Origin of the sequence: Hymenobacter sp. 102 (genome assembly GCF_049949205.1) — a bacterium.
Taxonomy (GTDB): Bacteria; Bacteroidota; Bacteroidia; order Cytophagales; family Hymenobacteraceae; genus Hymenobacter.
Genome location: NZ_CP188172.1, coordinates 4,400,440 through 4,422,838, shown reverse-complemented (window position 1 = coordinate 4,422,838; position 22,399 = coordinate 4,400,440). Strand labels below are relative to the sequence as shown.

The window sequence follows — 22,399 nt, the reverse complement described above, 5'->3', positions numbered from 1 at the left end:
ACGGCCCTGCTCATCCCTGCTCCTGCCCCGCACTCCCGCCCGCTCTTCGTCCCTTGCACCTTTCACTCGGATGGCACCTATGGCATCTTCTACCGACAACCTGACTACCGCCGCCGTGCACGGCATTAAATGGACTACCGGGGCCACCATCACCACTGCCCTGCTGCAGATTGGCTACACGGCCACTATGGCCCGGCTGCTGAGTCCGGCTGCGTTTGGCTTGGTGGCACTGGCGGGCGTCATTCTGCGGTTCGGCTCCTACTTTGCCCAGATGGGCATGGAGCAGGCCATTATTCAGAAGGCCACGCTCACCCGAGCCGATGTACGGGCCGCCTTCACCTCCTCGGTGGTATTAAGTCTGGTATTTGGCGGGCTACTGGTGGCAGCAGCTCCGCTGGCTGCCGGCGTTGTGCGCCAGCCCGAGGTGATACCCGTGGTGCGGGTACTGGCGGCCGGTTTGGTACTCACCGGGCTGAATGCTACGGCCCTGAGCTTGCTGCGCCGCCACATGCGTTTTCGCACCCTGGCCAGCATCGAGGTAATTTCCTACGTGCTCAGCTACGGCGGCCTGGGCATCGGGCTGGCGCTTCAGGGCTATGGGGTGTGGAGCTTAGTGGCCGCTACTCTGGGCCAGAACCTGCTGCTAACCATTCTGGGCTATCTGGCCGAGCGCCACGACATCCGGCCCCTAGTTGAGTGGGAAGCCTACCGGCCTCTGGTTGCCTACGGCAGCCGCATGTCCGTCATCAGCTTTCTGGAGTTTGTGACGGGCTCCCTGGATACGCTGCTGATTGGGCGGCTGCTCGGTGCTGCGGCCCTGGGCATCTATAGCCGCGGCTGGATGCTGATTGGCTTGCCCGTGTACCTGCTCACAACCAGCATATCGAAGGTGGTGTTTTCTTCTTTCAGCCAGGTGCAGACCGACCGACCTCGCCTGCGCACCGTGTACCTGTGCAGCATCACGCTGATTGCCGCCCTGGTAATTCCTATTTGCGCGGGGGCCGCCGTGGCAGCGCCGGAAATTGTGCGCGTAATGTTAGGGACGGGCTGGACGGCAGCCATTCCTGTGCTGCGGGTAATATGCGCCGCTTTTGCCCTCAGCATGGTCACGATGTTTGCCGGGGTTGTGTGCGATGCTACCGCCACGCTCACGCCCAAGCTCTGGCTGAATCTGCTGTACGTGGTACTCCTTACGGGCCTGTTCATGGGTCTTAGCCGCTTTGGGCTGCTGGGCGTCGCCGCAGCCGTAGTAGCCGGGGAGATTATCCGGACCGGCCTCTACCTCTGGCTGATGCGGCGGGTACTACAGGTAACGACGGCGGCGGTGCTGGGCAGCTACGTACCGGGGCTGCTGGCCGGGGGGCTGGTGGCGGCCGGCATCGCCGCGGTGCGGTGGCTGGTACCAGCCAGCCCGGCACCGGCCTCCCTACTGCTGCTGGAAATAGCAACGGGCTGCTTCCTGCTACTGGCTTTCGCCGTGGGTCTGCCTCCCGCGCGGCTGCGACAGGTAATGCGCCACCTGCTGCACCGCCTGCTGGAAGACAGCTCCCCCGCCGGGTGGTCCCGGCAGTTGCTGCGGAGTTTTGCGGCTCGGTTGGCGTACCTGGACGGGGAGCGGCCCGGCCCGGCCCGGCCAACTGCTCCACCCCGTCCTCACCCGGCCCTGCTCCCCGACCCCGAAACTGAACTGGTGTAATGATGCGCGTTCTATACGACCACCAGGCGTTTACGCTCCAGGATTTCGGGGGCGTATCCCGCTACCACCACGAGTTGCTCCGCCACGCCAGTTGGCAATCGGAGCTGGCGGTGGCGTTGAGCAATAACCTCTACCTGCGCGACCAGCAGTACCCCCGCTACCGCACGTTTCTGCCCAACTCTTCGTTGCCGGCGCGCTGGCGGGTTATCCAGTTCTTCAACGACCGGGCCTCCCGGCGGGCGTTGCGCCGGGCGGCTTACGACGTATTTCACCCCACCCTCACCGACGACGACTACTTTCTTGACCTGCTGCCCCCGGGCCGGCCCTTGGTTATTACCATTCATGATATGATTCCGGCGCTGTTCCCGGCTCATTATCCTGACCGGGACGATCAGACACTGGCACGCATCGCCCAGCGCGCCGACCGTATCATTGCCGTTTCGGAACATACCCGCGCCGATGTGCTGCGGCTATTGCCCGTAGCCTCCGAGAAGGTAGCGGTGGTGTATCATGGCTACGCGGAGCCAGCGGCTGCCTCTGGACCATCGGCTCTACCTCTGCCGGAGCGGTACGTGCTGTTTACCGGCAGCCGGGCATTGTACAAAAATTTCGGCTGTCTGGTTAAGGCGCTGGCCATGCTGCCGGCCACCGTTGCGCAGGGAATGCACCTAGTATGCGCCGGAGGCGGCTCATTTACAGCCGAGGAGCAGGCCCTGCTTCGGCAAGCAGGCTGGGCCGAACGCGCCCACCAGTTCGGCCCCGTTTCCGATGTGCAGCTTACGCACCTGTACCGGCACGCACGGGCGTTCATCTTCCCCTCCTGCTACGAGGGATTTGGGCTGCCCATTCTGGAGGCTTTTAGCCAGCAGTGCCCGGTGGTGCTCAGCCAGGCATCCTGTTTTCCGGAAATTGCCCGGGAGGCAGCCCTGTATTTTCCGCCCGACCAACCCGCAGTGCTGGCTGAGCAACTGGCCCGCCTGCTGACCGATGCCCGGTTACGCCGGGAACTGGTGCACCTGGGCCAGCTGCGGCTACTCGATTTTACCTGGCACAACACGGCCCGCCGTACCCGGGCCGTGTACGAAGCTGCCTGCGCCCACCAGGGCAACCTGACGGTGCGCCCGGCTCCCACAACTACCGTTTCGGCTTTGGAGCTATGAAAGTCAACCTCCGCTTCCGCCACGTACTGCCTGCCCTGCTGGTGCTGCTCACTGATAGGGCTTTCACCGAGTTTGTGGTAGCCGAACCTGACGACCCGGCTCTGGGCCTCTACAACTACGCCATTACGGGCTTTTCCCTGCTGCTACTGGCCCTGTATTTTCGCTACCTGAGCCCGGTGATGCGGCGCTGGCTGCTGGTGGTTGGGGGCAGTATTGGGGCTCTGGCCCTAGAATCGTACAACACCTGGGGTACGCCCTTCATGTACCTGCACGTATTTGCCAAGCTGCTGGCTCTGCTGCCCATTTTTGCCTTGTATGCCTATTACCGCCGGCATCCCTTGCCCATGGGCCTGCTGATGGGTTTGCTGGTGGCGGGGCTGGCCGGCAGCCTGGCCATCTTTCACCCTGACGCCCTCAGCCTCAGTGCTTTTTTGGATACCGAACGAGGCTTCGACGTGACGTCTGCTTTCCTGCTGATGCTGCCGGCGCTGTATTATCTCACGCAGTATCTAACCCAGGGAGGCTTGCTGCGGCTCGGGGTATTTTTTGTATTGCTGGCCCTGATTGTGTTCCTGCAGCATCGTACTGTGTGGCTGACTACGGGCTTGGCCCTGGCCCTCATAGCCCTGCTGGGCCTGACCACCCGCCTGGCCGGTGCCCGGCTGACGATGCCCCGCCTGCTGCCGATGCTGGTGCTGCCTCTGCTGGCAGTGGGCCTGGGGGGCACGGCCCTGGTACTGGACGACCCGCAGGTGCTGCGCAAGCTTGAAAGCAATGTGGAGGACATTACCCACGCCGATAAGCAAGGCACCGGCAACTGGCGTCTTAAGCAGTGGGAAGCCTACCAGTCTTTTGTAGAGGAGCATCCCATAGCTGGAATGCGGCTAGAGGGTTTTGAATTGCCCATGCAGTTCTATGGCGACGGGGACCATCCCGTGTGGGCCGACCGCACTGGTCACCACTTCCACAGCTTCTACCTCGACCGGCTATTTTACTTTGGTATTCTCGGAGTGCTGCTGGTAGTTGCCGTGCCCTTCTGGCAACTGCTCAAGCGGGCGTTGCAGCCGGTACCCTTGTCGCCGGAAGCCGCCACACTGCTCTGTTTTAGCAGTTGCGCCCTGCTTTACGGCGTTTCCTACGACTGGCCGCCTTACCTCTACGGCCTCATCGGGCTCACCCTGGCCGTGGTGGCCCCGGTGCCGGTACCGGCCGCTATTCGTCCCCCCGTATCCTCGCCCGCCCCGAAGCTTCCCCCGGCGGTGGGTAGTCCGGGTCTGCCACTGCCAGCTTAGTTCCTGCCTTCACCTGCGCTGATGCTTTCGCTATGCAACCTGCACCTGCCCACACACCTTTACGCACGGCCGTACTGCTGCTGATCTTCAACCGCCCCGAATCTACGCGCCGGGTGTTTGAGGCTGTACGCCAAGTTCGCCCTCCCCGCCTCTATATTGCCGCCGACGGCCCCCGCGCCACCCACCCCGACGACCCCGCCCGCTGCCAGGCGGCCCGGGCCGTGGTGGCCGCCATCGACTGGCCCTGCCAGGTATTCACGCTGTTTCGCACCACCAACCTGAACTGCGGCGTTGGGCCCGCCTCCGCCATCGACTGGTTTTTCCGGCAGGAAGAGGAAGGCATTATTCTGGAAGACGACTGCGTGCCGGCCCCCAGCTTTTTCCGGTTCTGCGAGGAGCTGCTGCTCCGCTACCGCCACGATACCCGCGTCATGCACATTGGGGGCAATAATTTCAGCCGGGAGGCCCGCCGCCCGCACCGGGCCGGACCTGAGTCGTACTATTTCTCTACTCAGGTGAACAGCTGGGGCTGGGCCAGCTGGCGCCGGGCCTGGCACCTGTATGATTTCCAGCTCAGCCGGTTTCAGGAGCTGCGCGAGCAGGGCAAGTTGCAGGGGCTGTACGGCACGCCGCTGGAAAACCGGTACCGGCTCAGCAAGATAGAAAGCGTGCTCCGCCTTCCCCAGCCTCCCGATGTATGGGACTACCAGTGGCACTTTGCTATTGTTGCCAACTCAGGGTTGTGCATTGTGCCGGCTACTAATCTGGTGGGCAACATTGGGTTTGGGGAACAAGGCACCCATACGCTGAATCCCGACGACGAATTTGCCAACGTACCCACCACCGACCTCAGCTTTCCGCTGTGTCACCCCGGCACCGTATTGGCCGACCGCCGCCGCGACAACCGTCGGTTCCGGGAGTTTCTGTGGGGGCGCGTGATGGCGCGGCTTCGGCAGTTGGCCGTGCGGCGGCCCGTGGCGGCCAGTACCAGGCCGGCCTCCGTGTACCAGTCTCCCGCGCCCGTGTTTTCCTCAGCTACCCACGCCTGATAGCACAGGCACAACCGCCCTCGTCGGAAGACGCTTCCCACGTTACCGGCCCGGACCGGGACCTGGCCAACCGTCGTTCTTTCACTTTCTATCCGGTCCGGGGCTGCTCCGGCCTTCACCTGCTTCTCCATGAATGTTCTGCTCTCCGCTTATGCCTGCAACCCCCGGTTCGGGGGCGAAGATGGCTTTGGCTTCAACTGGACCTGGCAAACCGCCCGTCAGGGGCACCGTGTATGGTGCATCACCAACCCCAGCGGACGGGCGGGCATTGAGGAATTCATGGCCCGGCACGGGCAGGAGCTGAACCCCGGGCAGCTCCAGTTTCTCTTCGTGGATGTACCGGCCTGGGTGCAGTTTCTGCACCGGTGGCAGTTTGGCGTGTACCTGCACTACGGGGTGTGGCAGTATCGGGCGTGGCGGGCCGCCCGGCAGCTCAGCCAGTCCGTTGAGTTCGACTACGTGCACCATGCCACCTATGGCAGCCTGCAGATGGGCTCCTGGATGTGGCGCCTGGGCAAGCCCCTGGTGTTTGGGCCGGTGGGCGGTGGACAGCGGGCCCCGGCAGCGTTCCGGCGGTTTATTCCGGATTGGTTTAAATCGGAAACCATGCGCAACGTTATCGGCTGGCTGCTTGTCACCTTTGACCCCAACGTGCGCCAGACACTGCGGCACGCCTCGGTGGTACTGGCTACCAATTCTGAAACGGCTACTCTGGCCCGCCGGCTGGGGGCCCGGCGCGTGGAGCTGTTTCTGGATTCCGGCCTGCCCGAAGATTTTTTTCCGCCCGCTTACCCGCCCCGCCCCGCAACCCCGGAGCTACGGCTGCTGTGGCTGGGGCGGCTGTTTCCGCGCAAGGGCCTGTATCTGATACTGGAAGCGCTGTCACAGGTAGATCCGCGCATTCCGTTTCACCTCACCATCATCGGGGATGGCCCTTTGCGCGATTCGCTGCCGGCCCAGATTGCCCGCTACGGACTGCAAAACCGCGTAACGTGGCGCGGGGCCGTGCCCTGGCAGCAGGTTCGGGCTGCTTACCAAACCCACGATGCCTTCCTGTTCGGGAGCCTGCGCGACTCTTTTGCTTCCCAGTTTCTGGAGGCCATGGCTACCGGCCTGCCCATCATCACCCTCGACCACCAGGGCGCACACGACTTTATTCCGGCCACTGCCGCCTGCAAAGTGCCCGTTACCACCCCGGAGGCTACCGCCCAGGCCCTCGCCCGGGCTGTGGAGCACTATTACCGGCAGCCCGCCGAGCGCGTGGCGGCGGGTCAGGCGGGCTTCGCCTTTGCCGCCACCCACACCTGGGCACTGCGGGCCCGTCGTCTTCAGGCGTTGCTGCGCCGGATACTGCCCCAGCCGGCGGAGCCGGCCGTTGCTGCGCCGGCCACTACCCGGCAGTCCCCCGTGGCCCAGGCGTGGCCCTCCCTCCCAACCTATCCTCGCTGACTCCTCATGCTGTACATTGTTATTCCCGTTTTCAACCGCAAAGAGTTTACCCGCGCCTGCCTGCAGTCGTTGCGCCGCCAGACTTTCACCACGTTCCGGGTGGTGGTAGTGGATGATGGCTCCACCGACGGTACCGCCCAGATGCTGCGGGAGGATTTTGCGGAGGTGCTGGTGGAACAGGGCGACGGCAACCTGTTCTGGACGGCGGGTGTGAACCTAGGTATCCGGCGGGCGCTGCAGGATGGGGCCAGCCTCATCATGACGCTGAACAACGACGTGGTAGCCGCTCCGGATTTTGTGGCCGATATGCTGGCCAAATCAGCGCAACATCCCACGGCTGTACTTGGGGCACTGGAACTGGACATTGCCACCGGACAGCCCGTGTACGGGGGCGAAACCCTGGACTGGCGCACCAATACCCGCCACGATTTGCTAGCCGAGCTGCCCACGCACCGCCGCTATGGCCTGCACCCGGTTACCTACCTGCCCGGCCGGGGCCTGCTGATTCCGCGGGTGGTACTGGATACCATCGGGCTGTTCGATGAAAAGCGACTCCCTCACTACCTCGCCGATTTTGACTATACCAGCGTGGCCCGCCGCCACGGCTTTCCGGTGTACTGCAACTATGATGCTCACCTGAGCACCTACCCCGAGGAGAGCGGCCAGGAAATTACCCGCCGTCGCCGCAGCGTCCGGGGCTACTACCAGCACTTGTTCGGCATTCGGGGTGGCGGCAACCTGCGCAACTTTACCTGGTTCAGCCTGAAAAACTGCCCCCGACCCTACCTCCCCTATTTCCTGCTCAATGGCTACGCCCGCCGGCTGGTAGGGTATTTTCTGCACTAGCTGCCCGGGCTTCTTCGCTCTTTTATCCGGCTCCTTCCCATGCTCCCGACTGCCCTGCCCCGCACGCTGCTCCTGCTTGGCCTGTTGCTGGCCGGCGCAACGTGCGCCCTGCGGTCCGAGTCGGAGGCGGTGCTGGTAGTCCGGCATGGCGGCACCTACACCGGCCGTTACCACAGTACCAGTTCCCGCCAGGCCTGCATCCGGATTGCCACTACTGAACCCGTGGTATTGGAGAACTGCGAGCTGCGGGGGCCCGGCCTGCTGATAGACGCCCGGGAGGGGGGAGCCCACCTCACCATTCGCAACTGTCGGGGCATTGGAGAGCTGCCTACTACTGATAACCAGGCCTCGGGCCGGTTTCTGGAGCTGAACGAGGGGGTGCGGCTGCTGGCGGAGGACAATTATCTGGAACACACCAGTGGGCTGCTCGTGTACCGCTGGCAGGGCGACGGCTCGGCCACCCAGACCATCACCATACGCGGCAACCGGGCGCGCAACATCGACGGACGCTACCGCAATGGGGGCGGGGCCAAAGTCAGCTTTCTGCAGCTGAACGAAGTGCACGGCGTAGAGCGCATTGACATTGGCTGGAACGAGGTAATAAATGAGCCCGACCAGAGCATGGTGGAGGACAACATCAACCTGCACAACTCCTCGGGTACAGCCTCCAGTCCGCTGCTGGTGCACGATAATTTTATCCAGGGCGCCTATCCGGTACCGGCCACAAGCCCCAAGTTCACCGGCTCAGGCATCACCACCGACGGCGACGCCTCCTCGGGACTGACGACGACGGCCTACGTGGATGCCTACCGCAATACGGTGGTAAGCACCTGCAACGCGGCCATGAACATTGCCGCCGGGCATCACAACTATTTCCACAACAACCACCTGGTTACCAGCGGACTGCTACCCGATGGCCGCCGCCTGACCGCCACGTACGCCGGCACGGCCATCTTTAATGCCTACGAGAAGCCCGCGTCCGTTTTTTACGCCAACCGGATGCACCGCAACACTATCGGGTTTGTGAGCTGGGGTCGGCAGCACCCCTCCGCTAATCGCCACGACCTGAGTACCGACGCCTGCTCGCCCTGCACCGATACTCGGCATCTGCCCGGCCCTATCACGCTGCAAACGGAGCAACAAGCCCGGCTACGATGGCAGGCCCAGCGGCAAACCTGGCGGACATCCCGGCTGGAATAAGCCATTCAGTGGCAGTCGATTGCCACGTATCGGTATATAATTTTGGCATCCGCCGGAAATGACAAAAGGCCCGCTCGGCAGCAGCGGGCCTTTTTTTGGGGTTCTGCTTTCTACTCCATCTTTAAATACTACAAAGCAGGAACTTGCGCCGGAAGAGTCTATATGCAGCTTGTTTTATACATTTGCAATGAACCTCAGGCACCAATTTAGTATTATTTTAATAATACAATTGGTCAGGATTCTTCAGAACCACCTGTATTTCCCGGAATCCCGGATTTGCATAGGATGGAAATGAGAACCGAATGTTCCGGGCTCTTACGCAGGGCCCCGAGTGGCAGCAGACAGGATTGTGCTAGGTGATAAGATGGTTTGCCACATTACGTTAGGCCTTATTCGGGATACTCCATGCTCAGTATATGGAGTTGGGCAGCAACGCTTCCGTAGGCGCATCAGGTGCCGATTGACGCCGGTACGCAGTGCTCTTTGCCCCGTAGAAAGGTCTGAACCCCGCGCTTCTCAGCAATAGCACAAATTTTATCTGTTCCACTGGAACAAATTGGACGGGGAATGCATTTAGTCAATCATTCCTATATAGTTTTTCTTGTGTAAAGGCACACAGAATGCAAAAAGCCCTCAGAACCACACTTCACCTGATGACTCAAAGCACCCGCTCTGGCGCCCGCATGCTGCCCCTGTTGGCAGCCGCAGTTTCCTTGTTCAGCCTCAAGCCCGCCACTTCGCAGGCACAAGGCCAGTTTCCCACCAACATCACGTACTCCGCCCCCATCACCATCACCCAGGGTGGCACGTACACGGGTAACTTTCGCAGCACCGATTCCAATACGCCCTGCATCCGCATTCAGACCACCCAGCCCGTTACCATTACCGGCTGCGTGCTGGTGGGTGCCGGCGACCTGATTGACGCCAAAAATGGCGGCTCCACCCTCGTAATCACCAACAACAAGGGCTACGGCACGCAGCAAAGCGTGGACAACCGCCGCCACGGTCGTTTCGTGGAGGTGAACTCCGGCCGCTCGGTGCGCATCGAAAACAACTATTTTGAGCACACTTCGGGTATCGCCGCCTACCAGTGGAGCGGTGACGGCTCAGCTGCCCAGACGCTGACGGTGCGCTACAACCAAGCCAAAAACATTGACGGCCGCTACCGCAACGGCGGGGGCCAGTACGTGCAGTTTATGGGCCTGAACCAAGTGCGCAACGTGGGTAACATTGAAATTGCCTGGAATCAGGTAATCAATGAGCCCAACCAGAGCTTGGTGGAGGATAACATCAACTTCTACAACTCCGGGGGCGTGCAGCAGAGTGTAGCCCGCGTGCACGATAACTTTGTGAAGGGAGCCTACCCTTACCCGGCCAACGGCAGCACCTTTACCGGCACGGGGATGACAACTGACGGCGACGGGTCTTCGGCCTCTACTACGGCCGCCTTCATCGAAGCCTACAACAACCAGTTCATCAGCACCTGTAACGCGGCCATGAACATTGCCGCCGGCCACGACATCTACTACCACGATAACCGGATGATTACCAGCGCCCAGCTGGCTGACGGCTCGGCCCTGAACGCTACTTATGCGGCTACGGCTATGTTCAACGCCTACCAGCAGCCTGGCTCTGTTTTCTACGGTAACCGCATCCAGAACAATACCATCGGTTTCGTGAAGAACGGCTATAACGTGCCGTTTCCGAACCGCCACGACCTGAGTACCGGGGCCTGCTCTACCTGCTCAGGCACCACGCACCTGCCTAACCCCATCACGCTCCAGACGGAAGCTGATGAGATGACCCGGTGGCAGCAGAAACTGCAGCAGAACGGCATTACCATTGGCGCAGGCGGCACCAACACGGGCGGTACCACCACCTCGCCGGCTCCTGCCCCGGCCCCGGCTCCGACGCCGGCTCCCGCTCCCGCTCCCGTTGACCCCACCAATGCCACGTTTGTGCGCGCCATTAACGTAAACGGCGGGGCGGCCACCATCGACGGCCGCAGCTGGGAAGCCGGCAGCACAGCTTCCGGTTTCCAGGTAAACGGTACCACTTTCGCGAACCAGGGCGTTACCCTGAACCCGGCCACCGACGCCGCCCGCGCCAGCATGATTCGCTCCTCGGCGTACAGCAACTCCCTGACGGCTAACCTGGCAGTTACCAACGGCACCTACCTGGTATATGCCTACGTGTGGGAAGATAACAACGCGGAAACCTTTAGCTTGGCCCTGGAAGGCCAGACGGTGCAGAGCAACTACAACAGCGGCCCGGCTGGTACCTGGAAGCGCCTGGGCCCGTTCACGGCCAACGTGGCGGATGGCAGCCTGACCCTGACTTCCACTGGGGGCACGGTGAACCTCTCGGGTCTTGAGCTCTGGAAGCCGAGCACCGCTGCCCAGAACCAGGTCCCGACGGTGAGCCTGGCCGCGGCCAGCTCTTCTGTGCCGGTGAATACGGCCCTGGCCCTGACGGCCACCGCCGCTGACGCCGACGGCTCGGTTGCCAAAGTCGAGTTCTTCAGCGGCGCCACCAAGCTGGGCGAGGACACGTCGGCTCCCTTCCAGCTGAGCTGGACGCCCACGGCCGCCGGCAGCGTGTCGCTCACGGCCAAAGCCACCGACAACGCCGGAGCCAGCACCACCTCCGCCGCCGTAGCCGTTACCGTGAATCCGGCTGCTTCGCCCACGCCTTCGCCCACGTTTGGCGGGCCGGCTAACGCCACGTTCTACCGCGCCATCAACATTGGCGGCTCGGCCGTAACGCTGGATGGCCATAACTGGGAAGCCTCCGCAGGCGCGGCGAATGTGCAGCTCAGCGGCATGGTGTTCAGCAACTCCTCGACCACACTGCAGCCCAGCGCCGACGCGGCCCGCGCCGGTATGCTGACCACCGCCATTGGGGGTACCAACGTGGGGGCAACCGTGGGCAACGTACCGAGCGGTACGTACAGCGTGTACGCCTATATCTGGGAGGATAACAACCCGGAAACCACTAACATTGTACTGGAAGGCCAGACGGTGCAGAGCAACTACAACACTGGCTCGGCTGGTACCTGGAAGCGCCTGGGCCCGTTCACGGCCAACGTAACCGACGGTAACATTGTACTGGCCACTTCGGGCGGCCACCCCAACCTGTCGGGTATCGAAATCTGGAAGGCCAACACGGCCACCCAGAACCAGGCCCCGACGGTGAGCCTGGCCGCGGCCAGCTCTTCTGTGCCGGTGAATACGGCCCTGGCCCTGACGGCCACCGCCGCTGACGCCGACGGCTCGGTTGCCAAAGTCGAGTTCTTCAGCGGCGCCACCAAGCTGGGCGAGGACACGTCGGCTCCCTTCCAGCTGAGCTGGACGCCCACGGCCGCCGGCAGCGTGTCGCTCACGGCCAAAGCCACCGACAACGCCGGAGCCAGCACCACCTCCAGCCCCGTAGCCGTTACCGTGAACCCAGTGGCTGCAGCCACGTTCTACCGGGCCATTAACCTGAACGGCTCAGCTACCACCCTGGACGGCAACGCCTGGCAGGGCAGCACCGCCGCTAATTACACCACCAACGGTACGCCGTTTGCCAACCAGGGCGTCTCGCTGAATCCGGCTACCACCACGGCGTATTCGCAGATGATTCGGTCCTCGGTGTACGCCCGCAACCTGAGCTTCTCAATGACGAGCGTGCCCAACGGTACCTACGATGTGTACGCCTACGTGTGGGAGGACAACGCCGCCCAAACCGTAACGCTGGCCCTGAACGGCCAGACGGTGCTAAGCAACTTCAACACTGGCAACGCCGGCAACTGGAAGAAGATTGGCCCGTTCACGACCACCGTTTCCAACGGTACGCTCACGCTCACCAGCACCGGCGGCGACCTGAACCTCTCAGGCGTGGAAGTGTGGAAGAAGTCGGCGGGTACGGCCTTTCAGGTACTGAACCCATTCCAGCGCGAGGCCGCGTCGCTGGCCACCGTGCTGCTGCCCACCGCCGGTACGCCGGCGGGTCCGCAGGTAGTGCGGCCGGAGCTGGTGGGTACGCTGCCCGCTACGCAGCGGCAGCGCACTGCTCCCCGCCTCGGCTAAGGCTCTGGCCCACAGCTAACCGGAACTTTACGAAAACCCGGCTCCTATGCAGGAGTCGGGTTTTTTAGTGGCTGCTGTCTTTAATTTACCTTAAACAATAATTAACGTAAATATTTTGATAGAATTGGTTGGATATATGATTTTAAATACAATTATTTGTCGTAATAGTTCTACTGGGGCTAATCTGGCTGATTTGCTTCTTCACTCCTTACTACGCATCTATGAAGCGCGCACTCATTACAGGCATTACTGGTCAGGATGGCTCTTATCTGGCCGAGTTGCTGCTGAGCAAGGGCTACGAGGTTCACGGGATTAAGCGCCGCTCTTCCATGTTCAACACCGAGCGGATTGACCACCTCTACCAAGACCCCCACGAAGACCACGTGCGCTTCAAGCTGCACTACGGCGACCTGACGGACTCCACCAATCTGATCCGGATTGTGCAGGAAGTGCAGCCCGATGAGGTGTACAACCTGGGGGCCATGTCGCACGTGAAGGTGAGCTTCGATACGCCCGAGTACACGGCCGACGTGGACGGCATTGGTACGCTGCGGCTGCTGGAGGCGGTGCGCATTCTGGGCCTGACGCACAAAACGCGCATCTACCAGGCCAGCACCTCCGAGCTGTATGGCTTGGTGCAGGAAGTACCCCAGCGCGAAACCACGCCCTTCTACCCCCGCTCACCCTACGCCGTGGCCAAGCTCTACGGCTTCTGGATTACGGTGAACTACCGCGAGGCCTACGGCATGTACGCCTGCAACGGCATCCTGTTCAACCACGAAAGCCCCCAGCGCGGCGAAACCTTTGTGACGCGTAAAATTACCCGCGCCGCCGCCCGCATTGCCCTGGGCCTGCAGGAGAAGCTGTACCTGGGTAACCTGGACGCCAAGCGCGACTGGGGCCACGCCAAGGATTACGTGGAGGCTATGTGGCGCATGCTCCAGCAGCAGCACCCCCGCGACTACGTGGTGGCTACCGGCGTAACTACCACCGTGCGCGAATTCGTGCGCCTGGCCTTTGCGGAGCTGGGTATTGAAATTGGCTTCAGCGGTTCGGGCGCGGACGAGCGGGGCATTGTGGCGGCCTGCCACCACCCCGACTACCAGCTGCCTACCGGGCAGGAAGTGGTGGCCGTGGACCCGGCGTATTTCCGGCCCACCGAGGTGGAGCTGCTCATTGGCGACCCCACGCGGGCCAAAACCGAGCTGGGCTGGGAGCCGCAGTATGATTTGCCAGCTTTGGTGCAGGACATGGTGCAGGCCGATTTGCGCCTGTTCCGCCGCGACGCGGTGCTGCTGGAAGCCGGCCACCAGATCATGTACCACGATGAGTAGGCGGTGAAATGGTGGGGTGGTGAAATGGTGAGTTTGACGGGCTGTTTGCGCCACTTGCGCAGCTTGCCCTGATATGACCACCAGAACATCAACCTCACCATTTCACCACCTCCCCATTTCACTAAGCATTCTCTCCCCCTTATGGAACTCAACGCCAAAATTTACGTGGCCGGCCACCGGGGCATGGTGGGTGCGGCTTTGGTGCGCCGCCTGCAGCGGGCCGGTTACCACAACCTCGTAACGCGCACTTCCCAGGAGCTGGACCTGCGCGACCAGGCCGCCGTGGAGGATTTCTTCGCCCTGGAAAGCCCCGAATACGTGCTGCTGGCCGCCGCCAAAGTAGGCGGCATCCAGGCAAACAACCTGTACCGCGCCGACTTTCTGTACGACAACCTGATGATTCAGAATAACGTCATCAGCCAGAGCCAGCGCCACGGGGTGAAGAAGCTGCTGTTCCTGGGCTCGTCCTGCATCTACCCCAAACTGGCCCCGCAGCCCATCAAAGAAGAATATCTGCTTACCGGCCCTCTGGAGCCCACCAATGAGCCCTACGCCATTGCCAAAATTGCCGGCCTCAAGCTCTGCGAAGCCTACCGGCAGCAGCACGGCTGCAACTTTATTTCGGTAATGCCCACCAACCTCTACGGACCCGGCGACAACTACGACCTGCAGAACTCGCACGTGCTGCCGGCCCTGCTGCGCAAATTTTCGGAGGCGGCGGCCCTGGGCCTGCCCCGGGTGCAGGTGTGGGGCACGGGCACGCCCCGGCGGGAGTTTCTGCACGTAGACGACCTGGCCGATGCCTGCCTGCACCTGCTGCTGCACTACAATGGGGCCGAGCCCGTTAACATCGGAACCGGCCGGGACATCAGCATTCAGGAATTGGCCGACCTGGTGTCGGAGCTGACGAACTACGCCGGAGAAATCCTCTTCGATTTTGCCAAGCCCGATGGTACGCCCCGCAAGCTGCTGGATGTGAGCAAACTCTCGGCTCTGGGCTGGCAGCACACCATTGGGCTGCGCGAGGGCATTGAGGCTGTACTCCAGTCGGCCGACTGGAAACGGGCCGCCCGGCACCCGGAGCCCCAGCTGGCGTAGGTAGCCGGCCTACGCCCCCGCCTTTCCTTCTCACTCCCAACCCGTCCACCCATGCACGACCTTGTCATCCGGACCCAGCGCAGAGTAAGTCGTCTGTTTCGGGAGTGGGTACCCCACAACCTGCACCAGCGCCCCACCGGCGTGCACTACAGCAGCCGGGAGCTGGCCGCCCAGCCGGGCAGCGGCGTTGCTTACCAGGAAGTGGTGCCGGCCTACACCTCGGAGCTGCGCATTCCGCCGGAATTCTACGCCCTGGCTTCGGAGTATGCGGGGCTGCACGATAAGCCGCACCCCACGGAAGATATTCCGCCGGCTTTTGTGGTAACCCTCACCAACGGCCGCCTGTACGCCGATAATTTCGACAGCGTAGCCATCATCACGGCTGACAACCAACTGGTGGGCGACGCCTCATTTCAGTACAGCAGCCGGGAGTGGAACCTCACCCCGCCGGAGCACAACAACATCTTTCAGCAGCGGTATTTCGAGGAGCCCCGGGATATTGCGGGCACCGTGTGCAGCCTGCTGTCGGGCGGGGGCGCGGCCAGCGGCAACTACTACCACTGGCTGATTGACTCGCTGCCCCGGCTGCACCTAGTGCGGGAGGCCGGCCTGCTCGATGCAGTGGATTATTTTGTGGTATACGACGCCCGCAAGCAGTTTGTGCTGGATACGCTGGCGGCCCTGGGCATTGGGCCCGAGCGACTGCTGGACGTGCGCACCACGCCCCACCTGCGGGCCCGGCAGCTGCTGGCTACCTCGGCCGTGCGCGGCCGGCTTACCCACACACCCGCGTGGGCCTGCACCTTTCTGCGCGGCGCGCTGCTGCCCCCGCCCCCGGTGCAGCGCACCTTCAGCCCGTTAGTCTACATCAGCCGCCGGGATGCCCCGGGCCGGCACATCCTGAACGAGCCGGAGCTGGAAGCCATGCTGCAGGAATACGGCTTTGAAACCCACGTGCTCACGCCTTACTCCCAGGCCGAGAAGATTGCCCTGTTTGCCCAGGCCCGGGTGGTAGTGGCCTCCGTGGGGGCGGGCCTGGCCAACCTCGTCGTTTCGCCTCCCGGCGCGCAGCTTATTGAGCTGTTTCCGCCCAGCTTTGTAGTGGCCGACTACCTGGAGTTTACTTCCCGCCTGGGCATTGGCTACCAGTTTCTGGTGGGTACTTCCCCGCACGTGAGCACCGGCCGCCTCAACGCCCAGCGCGACGATTTGCACGTGGACCCGGCTGCGTTGCGCGCCCTGGTGGAAACGGCCCTGCACCGGCAGGCCGCCCTGACCTGATTTTTCCTCGAAGCCTGTTTGCCCGCCTGCTTATGCCTGCCGTTCTGCTTTCCGTGGTTACCTGGAATAGCGCTGCCACCATTGAAGCCTGCCTGGAATCGGCACTACACCAGACGTTTCCGGATTTTGTGCTGTGGGTAGTTGATAATGCTTCCCAGGATGATACCTGCGCCCGGGTGGCGGCGCTGGCCGCCCGGGACCCGCGCATCCGGCTCCACAAGTTGCCCGAAAACCGGGGGTTTTGCGGGGGCCACAACTTTTCCATCGACCGGACCGACCAGCCCATGGTGCTGCTGGTGAACCCCGACATCGAAATGGCGCCCGATTACCTGCAGCGGGCCCTGGCGGCCATGCAGCAGGATGAGCGCATCGGGACGGTGTGCGGCCTGCTGCTGCAAAGCACCGAGCCCGACCCGCGCATTGATAGTGCCGGAATGCTGGCCCTTCCCGATGGACGCTTCGGGCTGCGGCTGCACGGCCAGCGCCTCAGCGAGGTAGCTCCGCTGCGGCCTATGCTGGTTGACGGCGCCGATGGAGCTCTGCCCCTGTACCGCCGCGCCTTCATTGACGATTTGCGGGTGGAGGGCGAGTTCTTCGACTCCCGCTTTTTCGCCCACAAGGAAGACTGGGACATTGCCTGGCGCGGGCAGCTGTATGGCTGGCACACCCTGTTCGAGCCCGCCTGCCGGGCCCTGCACCCGCGCGTATTCCAACCGGCCAACCTCCGGCTACGCCGGCGCCTGAACGGGGCCATCAAGACGGACGCCGTAAAAAACCAGTGGCTGCTGCTTATCAAGAACACTCCCCGCACCCGCGCCCTGGCGTTACTGGCCCGGGCCATTCCGCGCCAGCTGGCCATTGTCGGCTACGCGCTGGTGGCGGAGCGCGGCTCGCTGCAGGCCCTGCGGTACCTGTGGCAGCACTGGCGGGAGGTATGGGCCGCCCGCCAGCTGGTGCAGCAGCGCGCCCGCCAGCCCTGGCAACCTTCCATCCCGATGAAGGATCCGGCTCCCCTGCTCAGTATCTGCGTCCCCACCTACCACCGGCCCGAGCTGCTGGCCCGCGCCCTGCGCTCCATCGGCCGGCTCCCGGCCGGGGTGGAAGTCATCATTTCCGACAACTCCACCGCCAATGCCCTCAGCGCCCAGGTAGCCGCCCAGGTACTGGCCGAGGAGCCTGCCCCCCGCTGGCATTATTACCGGAATGCCCCGGGCGGCAACGCGGCCACCAACTGGACTGCCTGCCTGGCCCGGGCCCGGGGTCGGTTTATTCTGATGCTGCACGATGATGACTACCTGCTGCCGGGCGGGCTGCACACGATGCTGCAAACGCTGCGGCGCGTTCAAAATCAGCATCATGCCGTGCTGTTTGGCGTGCGCGTAGTGGATGGCCGCCGCCAGGAGTTGCAGCGTCAGGTACCCCGGCACACCGCGTATTTGCCTCCTGCCCAGGCCGTAGAGGCCCTGCTGACCGACTCAGCCCTGGTGCGGATACCGGCGTTGGTAGTGAGCCGGGAGGCCTACCTGCGCACAGGCGGCCCCGACCCCACCCAGCGCGACACCGACGACACGGACCTGTGGCTGCGGGTATTTGCCTACGGGGGCCTGCTCCAGGTACCAGCCGTAACGGCCGCGTACTCCGTGCACGACGGGGCCCTGACCACCGGCATGTTTCAGGAACAGAACATTCAGCTGCTGCTGCGCATTTTCCAGAAGGCTCGTACTCATAATCTGCTGCCTGAGTCGCGCCTGCGGCAGGCCGAGTCCCACTTCTTCCATCAGTTTGTGCTGGCTGGCGCCTCCCGGGCCCTGCGCCAGCACGATGCCGCCGGGGCGCGCAAGGTGCTGCAATTGCTGCAGCTGCCCGCCCTGCGCCACCTGCCGGTTTCCCTGCGCTGGCTTCCCGTGCGCTGGGGCCTTCACCTGCTGACCTTGGTCAGATGGAGCCCTCCTACCCCACCCAGGCTTGTTTCCTGGCTTCGGCCCAGCCTGTAAGCCCGTGTACAAGCCCATGAGCAGGCGCTCTGCCTGGCAGTAGCACCGGCCTGTTGGCCACCCCGGAAGCAACCGTAGCCCGGCCATCCCTCCTCCCTGGCATTGCCAACAGGAAGGGGCGGCCGGGCTACCTATTACGGCACCCGTTGCCGGTTTCCGCTTCAGTACCACAGCAGGCACCATGCCCTCTGCTTGCCGGTGATTCCCGGGCAAGCGACGCTAGTTGTAGCGCCGGTACACAATTTTGAGCGGGCGGCCGGTCAGGTAGTTCTCCACTCCTTCATCCAGAGCCCGGCGGTAAATGGCCAGCACCTCAAACAGGCTGTCGATGGTCTGGTCGATGATGTCGTTGGTCATGGAATAGTTGGTCACGAAGGACGGGCACAGGATACCGCGGCGGGTGGTTTCCTGCAGAAACAGGGCCCGCATGGCCTGGGAAGGAATTCCATCCTGGTCGCGGGTGGCGTAGGTGAGGCAGCAGGGCTTGCCCAGCAGCTCCACGTAGGGCTGCAGCTCGTACTGCGCTACGGCCTGCCGGAAACCAACCGCCAGCCGCTCCCCCAGCGCGTGTAGCTTTTCCACCACCGGCTCCTCCTGATAAATCTGCATGACGGCGCGGGCGGCAGCCAGGGCGTGGGTTTCGGCCCCGTACGTGGTAGAGAGCAGAAATACCCGCTCGTGCGGGTGGTAGATGCCGCCCCGCTCCATCAGCTCGCGGCGCCCCGTGAGGGCCGCCAGGCTGAATCCGTTGGCAATGGCCTTGCCGAAGGTAGATAAGTCGGGCTGAATGCCGTGCTGGTACTGGGCTCCGCGGTTGTCCCACCGGAAACCGGTAATTACTTCGTCAAAAATCAGGATGACCCCTTCCCGGCGGCACAGCGCCTGTACACCGGCCAGGTAGCCGGGGGCCGGTTCCTGGTCTTTTTCTACTTCCATAATCACGCAGGCCACCTTACCCGCGTGGGTAGCCAGCAGGGCTTCCAGCCCTGGCAGGTCGTTGTAGCGGAATTTCAGGCTCAGGGCCTTGGTAGCCTCCGGAATGCCGCCCTGCACGGGCGTGGTGCCCATAAACCAGTCATCGACGGAGAAAAACGGATGATCCTGGCACACGGCCACCAGGTCGCGGCCGGTGTAGGCGCGGGCCAGCTTGATGGCGGCACTGGTCACATCGGAGCCGTTTTTGGCAAATTTCACCATTTCGCCGGCCTGGGTGCAGGCCAGAAACTCTTCGGCTACCTCCAACTCCAGCAGGGCCGGCCGCCCGAAGTTGGTGCCCAGCTCCATTTGCCGCTGGGCAGCCTCCACCACCGGGGCATAGGCGTGGCCCAGCGTAACGGAACGTAACCCGGCGTTAAACTCCACAAACTGGTTGCCATCCACGTCCCAGACGTGGGTACCCTTGCCCCGCACGATATAAGGGGCCATAAACTCGGGAAACTGGTCGTCGCCTTTGGCATACGTGTGGCCCCCACCCGGAATTACCTCGTTAAATCGGCGCTTCAGCAGATTGGAGCGGGTAAAATTGCGGGGCTGATGCGCAAATGAGGTGGCCGGGTCAAGAGGAGCAAGAGGAGCAACAGTGGAGTTGTACAGCATATCAGCGGGGCTCCGACTGGAGCGTTTGGGGTGCGCAGGTAACTGATTCGAGCGGTGTGCCGGCCTCATACTCCGCAATCAGCTCCGGCGGGAGCCGGCGGAGGTCGGCGAGGCGGTAGTAGTCGGCCAGGGTGGTGCCGGTACAGGCGGAGTCGTAGTTGGGAGCGCCACGGTGGGCCAGCAGGTCGTCCAGGTTCACGGTTCGGAAATCAATGCTGAACCGGGTTTTGCCGGTGTGGTTGGGCACGGTGGAGTGCATCTGGGCAGCCGAAAAGACTGTCATGCCGCCCACCGGGGAAATTACCCGCAGCTGCGGATCGAGGCGCAGCGCCTGCACCGGCTGGGGCCGCTGCCGCCGGTCGGGTATGCCGGGGTTCTGCGCCAGGCGGGCGCCTTCGGTGTACCACTCGTGGCAGTTGTAGCCCTCAGAGCCGTTGGGCACGGGTTGCGCCCAGTACTCGGGATGAAAGGCCATGGTATTGCCCGATTCGTGCTCGTAAATCGGGAACCACCAGTTCACCTGGCACAGGGGTCCGGAAAACCAGGTGTCGCGGTGCGCCTCGAACGAATAGGCAATACCCCGGCTCAGAAACTGGTTGCTGGTAGCCGTGCGCATGCGGGGCACATCGAAATAGGTTTTCTCCGGGTCGCACCCCATTTCCAGCAAAATGGCCTGTACCAACTCCTTGGAGCGTGCATGGTTGATGAACGCCGGCTTGAAGCTGTTGAGCAGGGCCTCGTACTCGGGGGCCGTGAGCTGATGCTGGGCCGTTACGGGGTCCAGCTCGCCGAAGGCTTCCTCAATCATCAGCCGGGCAAACTCAACCAGCGCCAGTGCCGCGGGCCCCGGAGAATATACGCAGACCTGACCTTCAAACAGCCGTTTCCGGCGCTCATCATCGGAAAGGGCAGGATTAATAAAGAGCGTGTTCATACAGCCGAAACTTGAAAGGAAGAAGCATATTCTGTCAGGGGAATGGCTGCAGCAGCCCCACACCCTCCAGCGCCACGGCCGCCCGGTGCAGCAGCGGCACGGGCAGCGCGGCCTGTTCGGCAATGGCCAGAAGGCTGTGCTGCCCGTCGGAGAGGTTAAGCAGCCACAGCAGAGCCAGCTGCCACTCAGCCCCCTCCCTTCCCCCACCCACGCCTTTGTACAAGCCCCGCCGGCCCAGCTGCGGCTCCCCGTAGGGCTGAAGGTTGCGGTAGGTACGGTTGGCTTCCAGCGCTTCGCACAGGCTCAGGGTTACTTGCAGGCTCTCCGCAAGCTGCCCTGGCTGCACAAACTGCAGGTTATCGGCGGAGGTGTGGTACTCCGGAAACTCCCCGAACGGGGTGCGCGAAAGGCACCCGACCGGCAGATTGAAGCCGGGGGAGCAGTATTGCCGCTCATCGTAGCCGTAAGGCAGCCAGGGCCGCACCGCGTGGGGCTGGCCGCTGTGCCGTAGCACCTGGGCCGCCGCCCGGTCAATTTCGGCGGTGCCCTGGCGGCTCTGTTTGTAGGTGAAGGGGCCCGGCCCGCCCAGCAGCGTGAGCACCAGCCCGTGCCGGATCAGGCCCACTGTATCCGGGTGCCGGCTGAGCCACACAATGGAGCCAATGGTGCCCGGCCCAACCACCAGCCGGTAGGTGTAGCGCCGGGGCCGGCGGGCCAGTTCCCGCAGCAGAAACGCCGCCACCACCAGCCCCGACAGGTTATCGTTGGCCAGGGAAGGGTGGCAGCAGTGGCAGGACAGCAGCACCTCATCGGGGCAGGCTCCGGGCAGCACCAGCTCCCCATAGGTCAGGGAGCCGCCTTCGTCCAGCGTGCTGTCGATGCAGACCTCGTAGTACTCATCCTGGAGTTGCAGGCGCTGCTGGTGGCTGAGGCAGAAGCCCCAATCAGGCTGGTAGTAGCTGGTGCGGTACGGAATCAGGTAGGGCTGCTCGGGCAGCGAGAACAGGTGCTGGTCCAGCTCCGCCCGGGAAAACCAGCCGCTCACCGGGGTGCTGTACTGCACCACGTGCAGGTTGTGCTGCTGAAAATCGATAACCCGCTCCCCGGCCGCATTCTTTACCCACGCGTCCCGGATGTTCCACTCGGCGGGTACCGTCCAGTCCAGGGCCGGGGTACCGCTGGGCACCTCCAGCACGCGCAGTTCCGGCAGATACTCGCGCAGGATGGCCAGCGTCTGGCGCACGCCGTTGCCCGTGAGACTGCGGCAGATGGGGTACAGCCGCTCCAGCAGCGCGTGCATGGCTGCGCCGGGCGTAGCAGGTGCCAGGGCAGTGGGCGTAACGGGCAAAGCAGCAGCAGGCATAAGCAACAGGCAGGAGCACAGGAAGGGTTACCAGATA

15 protein-coding genes are annotated in these 22,399 nt (G+C 63.1%); 12 read left to right on the top strand and 3 right to left on the bottom strand.

Features of this window, described 5'->3' with window-relative positions:
- Positions 1 to 79 precede the first annotated feature (79 nt).
- From ACN19L_RS19050 to ACN19L_RS18995, 12 genes are all read left to right on the top strand, one after another.
- Positions 80 to 1,696, top strand: coding sequence for a lipopolysaccharide biosynthesis protein (locus ACN19L_RS19050; protein ID WP_426491045.1), 1,617 nt, complete (start codon positions 80 to 82; stop codon positions 1,694 to 1,696).
- Positions 1,696 to 2,856, top strand: a complete 1,161-nt coding sequence (locus tag ACN19L_RS19045; protein ID WP_426491044.1) for a glycosyltransferase family 4 protein — start codon at positions 1,696 to 1,698, stop codon at positions 2,854 to 2,856. The genes ACN19L_RS19050 and ACN19L_RS19045 overlap by 1 nt, the downstream gene beginning before the upstream one ends.
- Positions 2,853 to 4,148 carry an O-antigen ligase family protein gene (locus ACN19L_RS19040; RefSeq protein ID WP_426491043.1) on the top strand — a complete coding sequence of 432 codons (1,296 nt, stop codon included), beginning with the start codon at positions 2,853 to 2,855 and terminating at the stop codon, positions 4,146 to 4,148. Before ACN19L_RS19045 ends, ACN19L_RS19040 begins: the two co-directional genes overlap by 4 nt.
- Positions 4,149 to 4,180: 32 nt before the next feature.
- A complete protein-coding gene (locus ACN19L_RS19035) occupies positions 4,181 to 5,197 on the top strand; it encodes a nucleotide-diphospho-sugar transferase (protein ID WP_426491042.1) in 1,017 nt (338 codons plus the stop codon).
- A 129-nt stretch (positions 5,198 to 5,326) separates the two neighbouring features.
- On the top strand, positions 5,327 to 6,646 hold the full coding sequence (locus ACN19L_RS19030; protein WP_426491041.1) for a glycosyltransferase family 4 protein: 1,320 nt from the start codon (positions 5,327 to 5,329) through the stop codon (positions 6,644 to 6,646).
- Between the two features lie 6 nt (positions 6,647 to 6,652).
- Positions 6,653 to 7,492 (top strand): glycosyltransferase family 2 protein, encoded by an 840-nt coding sequence (locus tag ACN19L_RS19025; protein ID WP_426491040.1) that lies wholly within the window; start codon positions 6,653 to 6,655, stop codon positions 7,490 to 7,492.
- Positions 7,493 to 7,531: 39 nt separating this feature from the next.
- Positions 7,532 to 8,692: a hypothetical protein gene (locus tag ACN19L_RS19020; protein ID WP_426491039.1), complete on the top strand. Its 1,161-nt coding sequence runs from the start codon at positions 7,532 to 7,534 to the stop codon at positions 8,690 to 8,692.
- A gap of 683 nt (positions 8,693 to 9,375) precedes the next feature.
- The gene (locus tag ACN19L_RS19015; protein WP_426491038.1) at positions 9,376 to 12,762 is read left to right on the top strand and encodes an Ig-like domain-containing protein; all 3,387 of its coding nucleotides are present in this window, start codon (positions 9,376 to 9,378) and stop codon (positions 12,760 to 12,762) included.
- A 221-nt stretch (positions 12,763 to 12,983) separates the two neighbouring features.
- The gene (gmd, locus tag ACN19L_RS19010) at positions 12,984 to 14,096 is read left to right on the top strand and encodes a GDP-mannose 4,6-dehydratase (RefSeq protein ID WP_426491037.1); all 1,113 of its coding nucleotides are present in this window, start codon (positions 12,984 to 12,986) and stop codon (positions 14,094 to 14,096) included.
- A 141-nt stretch (positions 14,097 to 14,237) separates the two neighbouring features.
- Positions 14,238 to 15,194, top strand: a complete 957-nt coding sequence (locus ACN19L_RS19005; RefSeq protein WP_426491036.1) for a GDP-L-fucose synthase family protein — start codon at positions 14,238 to 14,240, stop codon at positions 15,192 to 15,194.
- Between the two features lie 51 nt (positions 15,195 to 15,245).
- Positions 15,246 to 16,475, top strand: a complete 1,230-nt coding sequence (locus tag ACN19L_RS19000; RefSeq protein WP_426491035.1) for a glycosyltransferase family 61 protein — start codon at positions 15,246 to 15,248, stop codon at positions 16,473 to 16,475.
- A 32-nt stretch (positions 16,476 to 16,507) separates the two neighbouring features.
- Positions 16,508 to 18,469, top strand: coding sequence for a glycosyltransferase family 2 protein (locus tag ACN19L_RS18995; protein WP_426491034.1), 1,962 nt, complete (start codon positions 16,508 to 16,510; stop codon positions 18,467 to 18,469).
- A 219-nt stretch (positions 18,470 to 18,688) separates the two neighbouring features.
- Here the strand turns inward: ACN19L_RS18995 and ACN19L_RS18990 are convergent, their stop codons facing one another.
- The 3 genes from ACN19L_RS18990 to ACN19L_RS18980 are packed head-to-tail and all read right to left on the bottom strand — an operon-like array spanning position 18,689 to position 22,362.
- Positions 18,689 to 20,065, bottom strand: a complete 1,377-nt coding sequence (locus tag ACN19L_RS18990; protein WP_426491033.1) for a glutamate-1-semialdehyde 2,1-aminomutase — start codon at positions 20,063 to 20,065, stop codon at positions 18,689 to 18,691.
- A gap of 1 nt (position 20,066) precedes the next feature.
- Complete coding sequence (locus tag ACN19L_RS18985) at positions 20,067 to 20,999, bottom strand: hypothetical protein (protein WP_426491032.1); 933 nt, start codon at positions 20,997 to 20,999, stop codon at positions 20,067 to 20,069.
- A 34-nt stretch (positions 21,000 to 21,033) separates the two neighbouring features.
- Positions 21,034 to 22,362, bottom strand: a complete 1,329-nt coding sequence (locus tag ACN19L_RS18980) for a DUF4910 domain-containing protein (RefSeq protein ID WP_426491031.1) — start codon at positions 22,360 to 22,362, stop codon at positions 21,034 to 21,036.
- Positions 22,363 to 22,399 lie beyond the last annotated feature (37 nt).

Bases quoted from the DNA above. Each gene is read 5' to 3' on its own strand.
- ACN19L_RS18995 (WP_426491034.1), top strand. From the start codon at position 16,508: ATGCCTGCCGTTCTGCTTTCCGTGGTTACCTGGAATAGCGCTGCCACC.
- ACN19L_RS19035 (WP_426491042.1), top strand. From the start codon at position 4,181: ATGCAACCTGCACCTGCCCACACACCTTTACGCACGGCCGTACTGCTG.
- ACN19L_RS19005 (WP_426491036.1), top strand. From the start codon at position 14,238: ATGGAACTCAACGCCAAAATTTACGTGGCCGGCCACCGGGGCATGGTG.
- ACN19L_RS19040 (WP_426491043.1), top strand. From the start codon at position 2,853: ATGAAAGTCAACCTCCGCTTCCGCCACGTACTGCCTGCCCTGCTGGTG.
- ACN19L_RS19015 (WP_426491038.1), top strand. From the start codon at position 9,376: ATGCTGCCCCTGTTGGCAGCCGCAGTTTCCTTGTTCAGCCTCAAGCCC.
- ACN19L_RS18990 (WP_426491033.1), bottom strand. From the start codon at position 20,065: ATGCTGTACAACTCCACTGTTGCTCCTCTTGCTCCTCTTGACCCGGCC.
- gmd (WP_426491037.1), top strand. From the start codon at position 12,984: ATGAAGCGCGCACTCATTACAGGCATTACTGGTCAGGATGGCTCTTAT.
- ACN19L_RS19050 (WP_426491045.1), top strand. From the start codon at position 80: ATGGCATCTTCTACCGACAACCTGACTACCGCCGCCGTGCACGGCATT.
- ACN19L_RS19025 (WP_426491040.1), top strand. From the start codon at position 6,653: ATGCTGTACATTGTTATTCCCGTTTTCAACCGCAAAGAGTTTACCCGC.
- ACN19L_RS19000 (WP_426491035.1), top strand. From the start codon at position 15,246: ATGCACGACCTTGTCATCCGGACCCAGCGCAGAGTAAGTCGTCTGTTT.
- ACN19L_RS19020 (WP_426491039.1), top strand. From the start codon at position 7,532: ATGCTCCCGACTGCCCTGCCCCGCACGCTGCTCCTGCTTGGCCTGTTG.
- ACN19L_RS19030 (WP_426491041.1), top strand. From the start codon at position 5,327: ATGAATGTTCTGCTCTCCGCTTATGCCTGCAACCCCCGGTTCGGGGGC.
- ACN19L_RS18985 (WP_426491032.1), bottom strand. From the start codon at position 20,999: ATGAACACGCTCTTTATTAATCCTGCCCTTTCCGATGATGAGCGCCGG.
- ACN19L_RS18980 (WP_426491031.1), bottom strand. From the start codon at position 22,362: ATGCCTGCTGCTGCTTTGCCCGTTACGCCCACTGCCCTGGCACCTGCT.
- ACN19L_RS19045 (WP_426491044.1), top strand. From the start codon at position 1,696: ATGATGCGCGTTCTATACGACCACCAGGCGTTTACGCTCCAGGATTTC.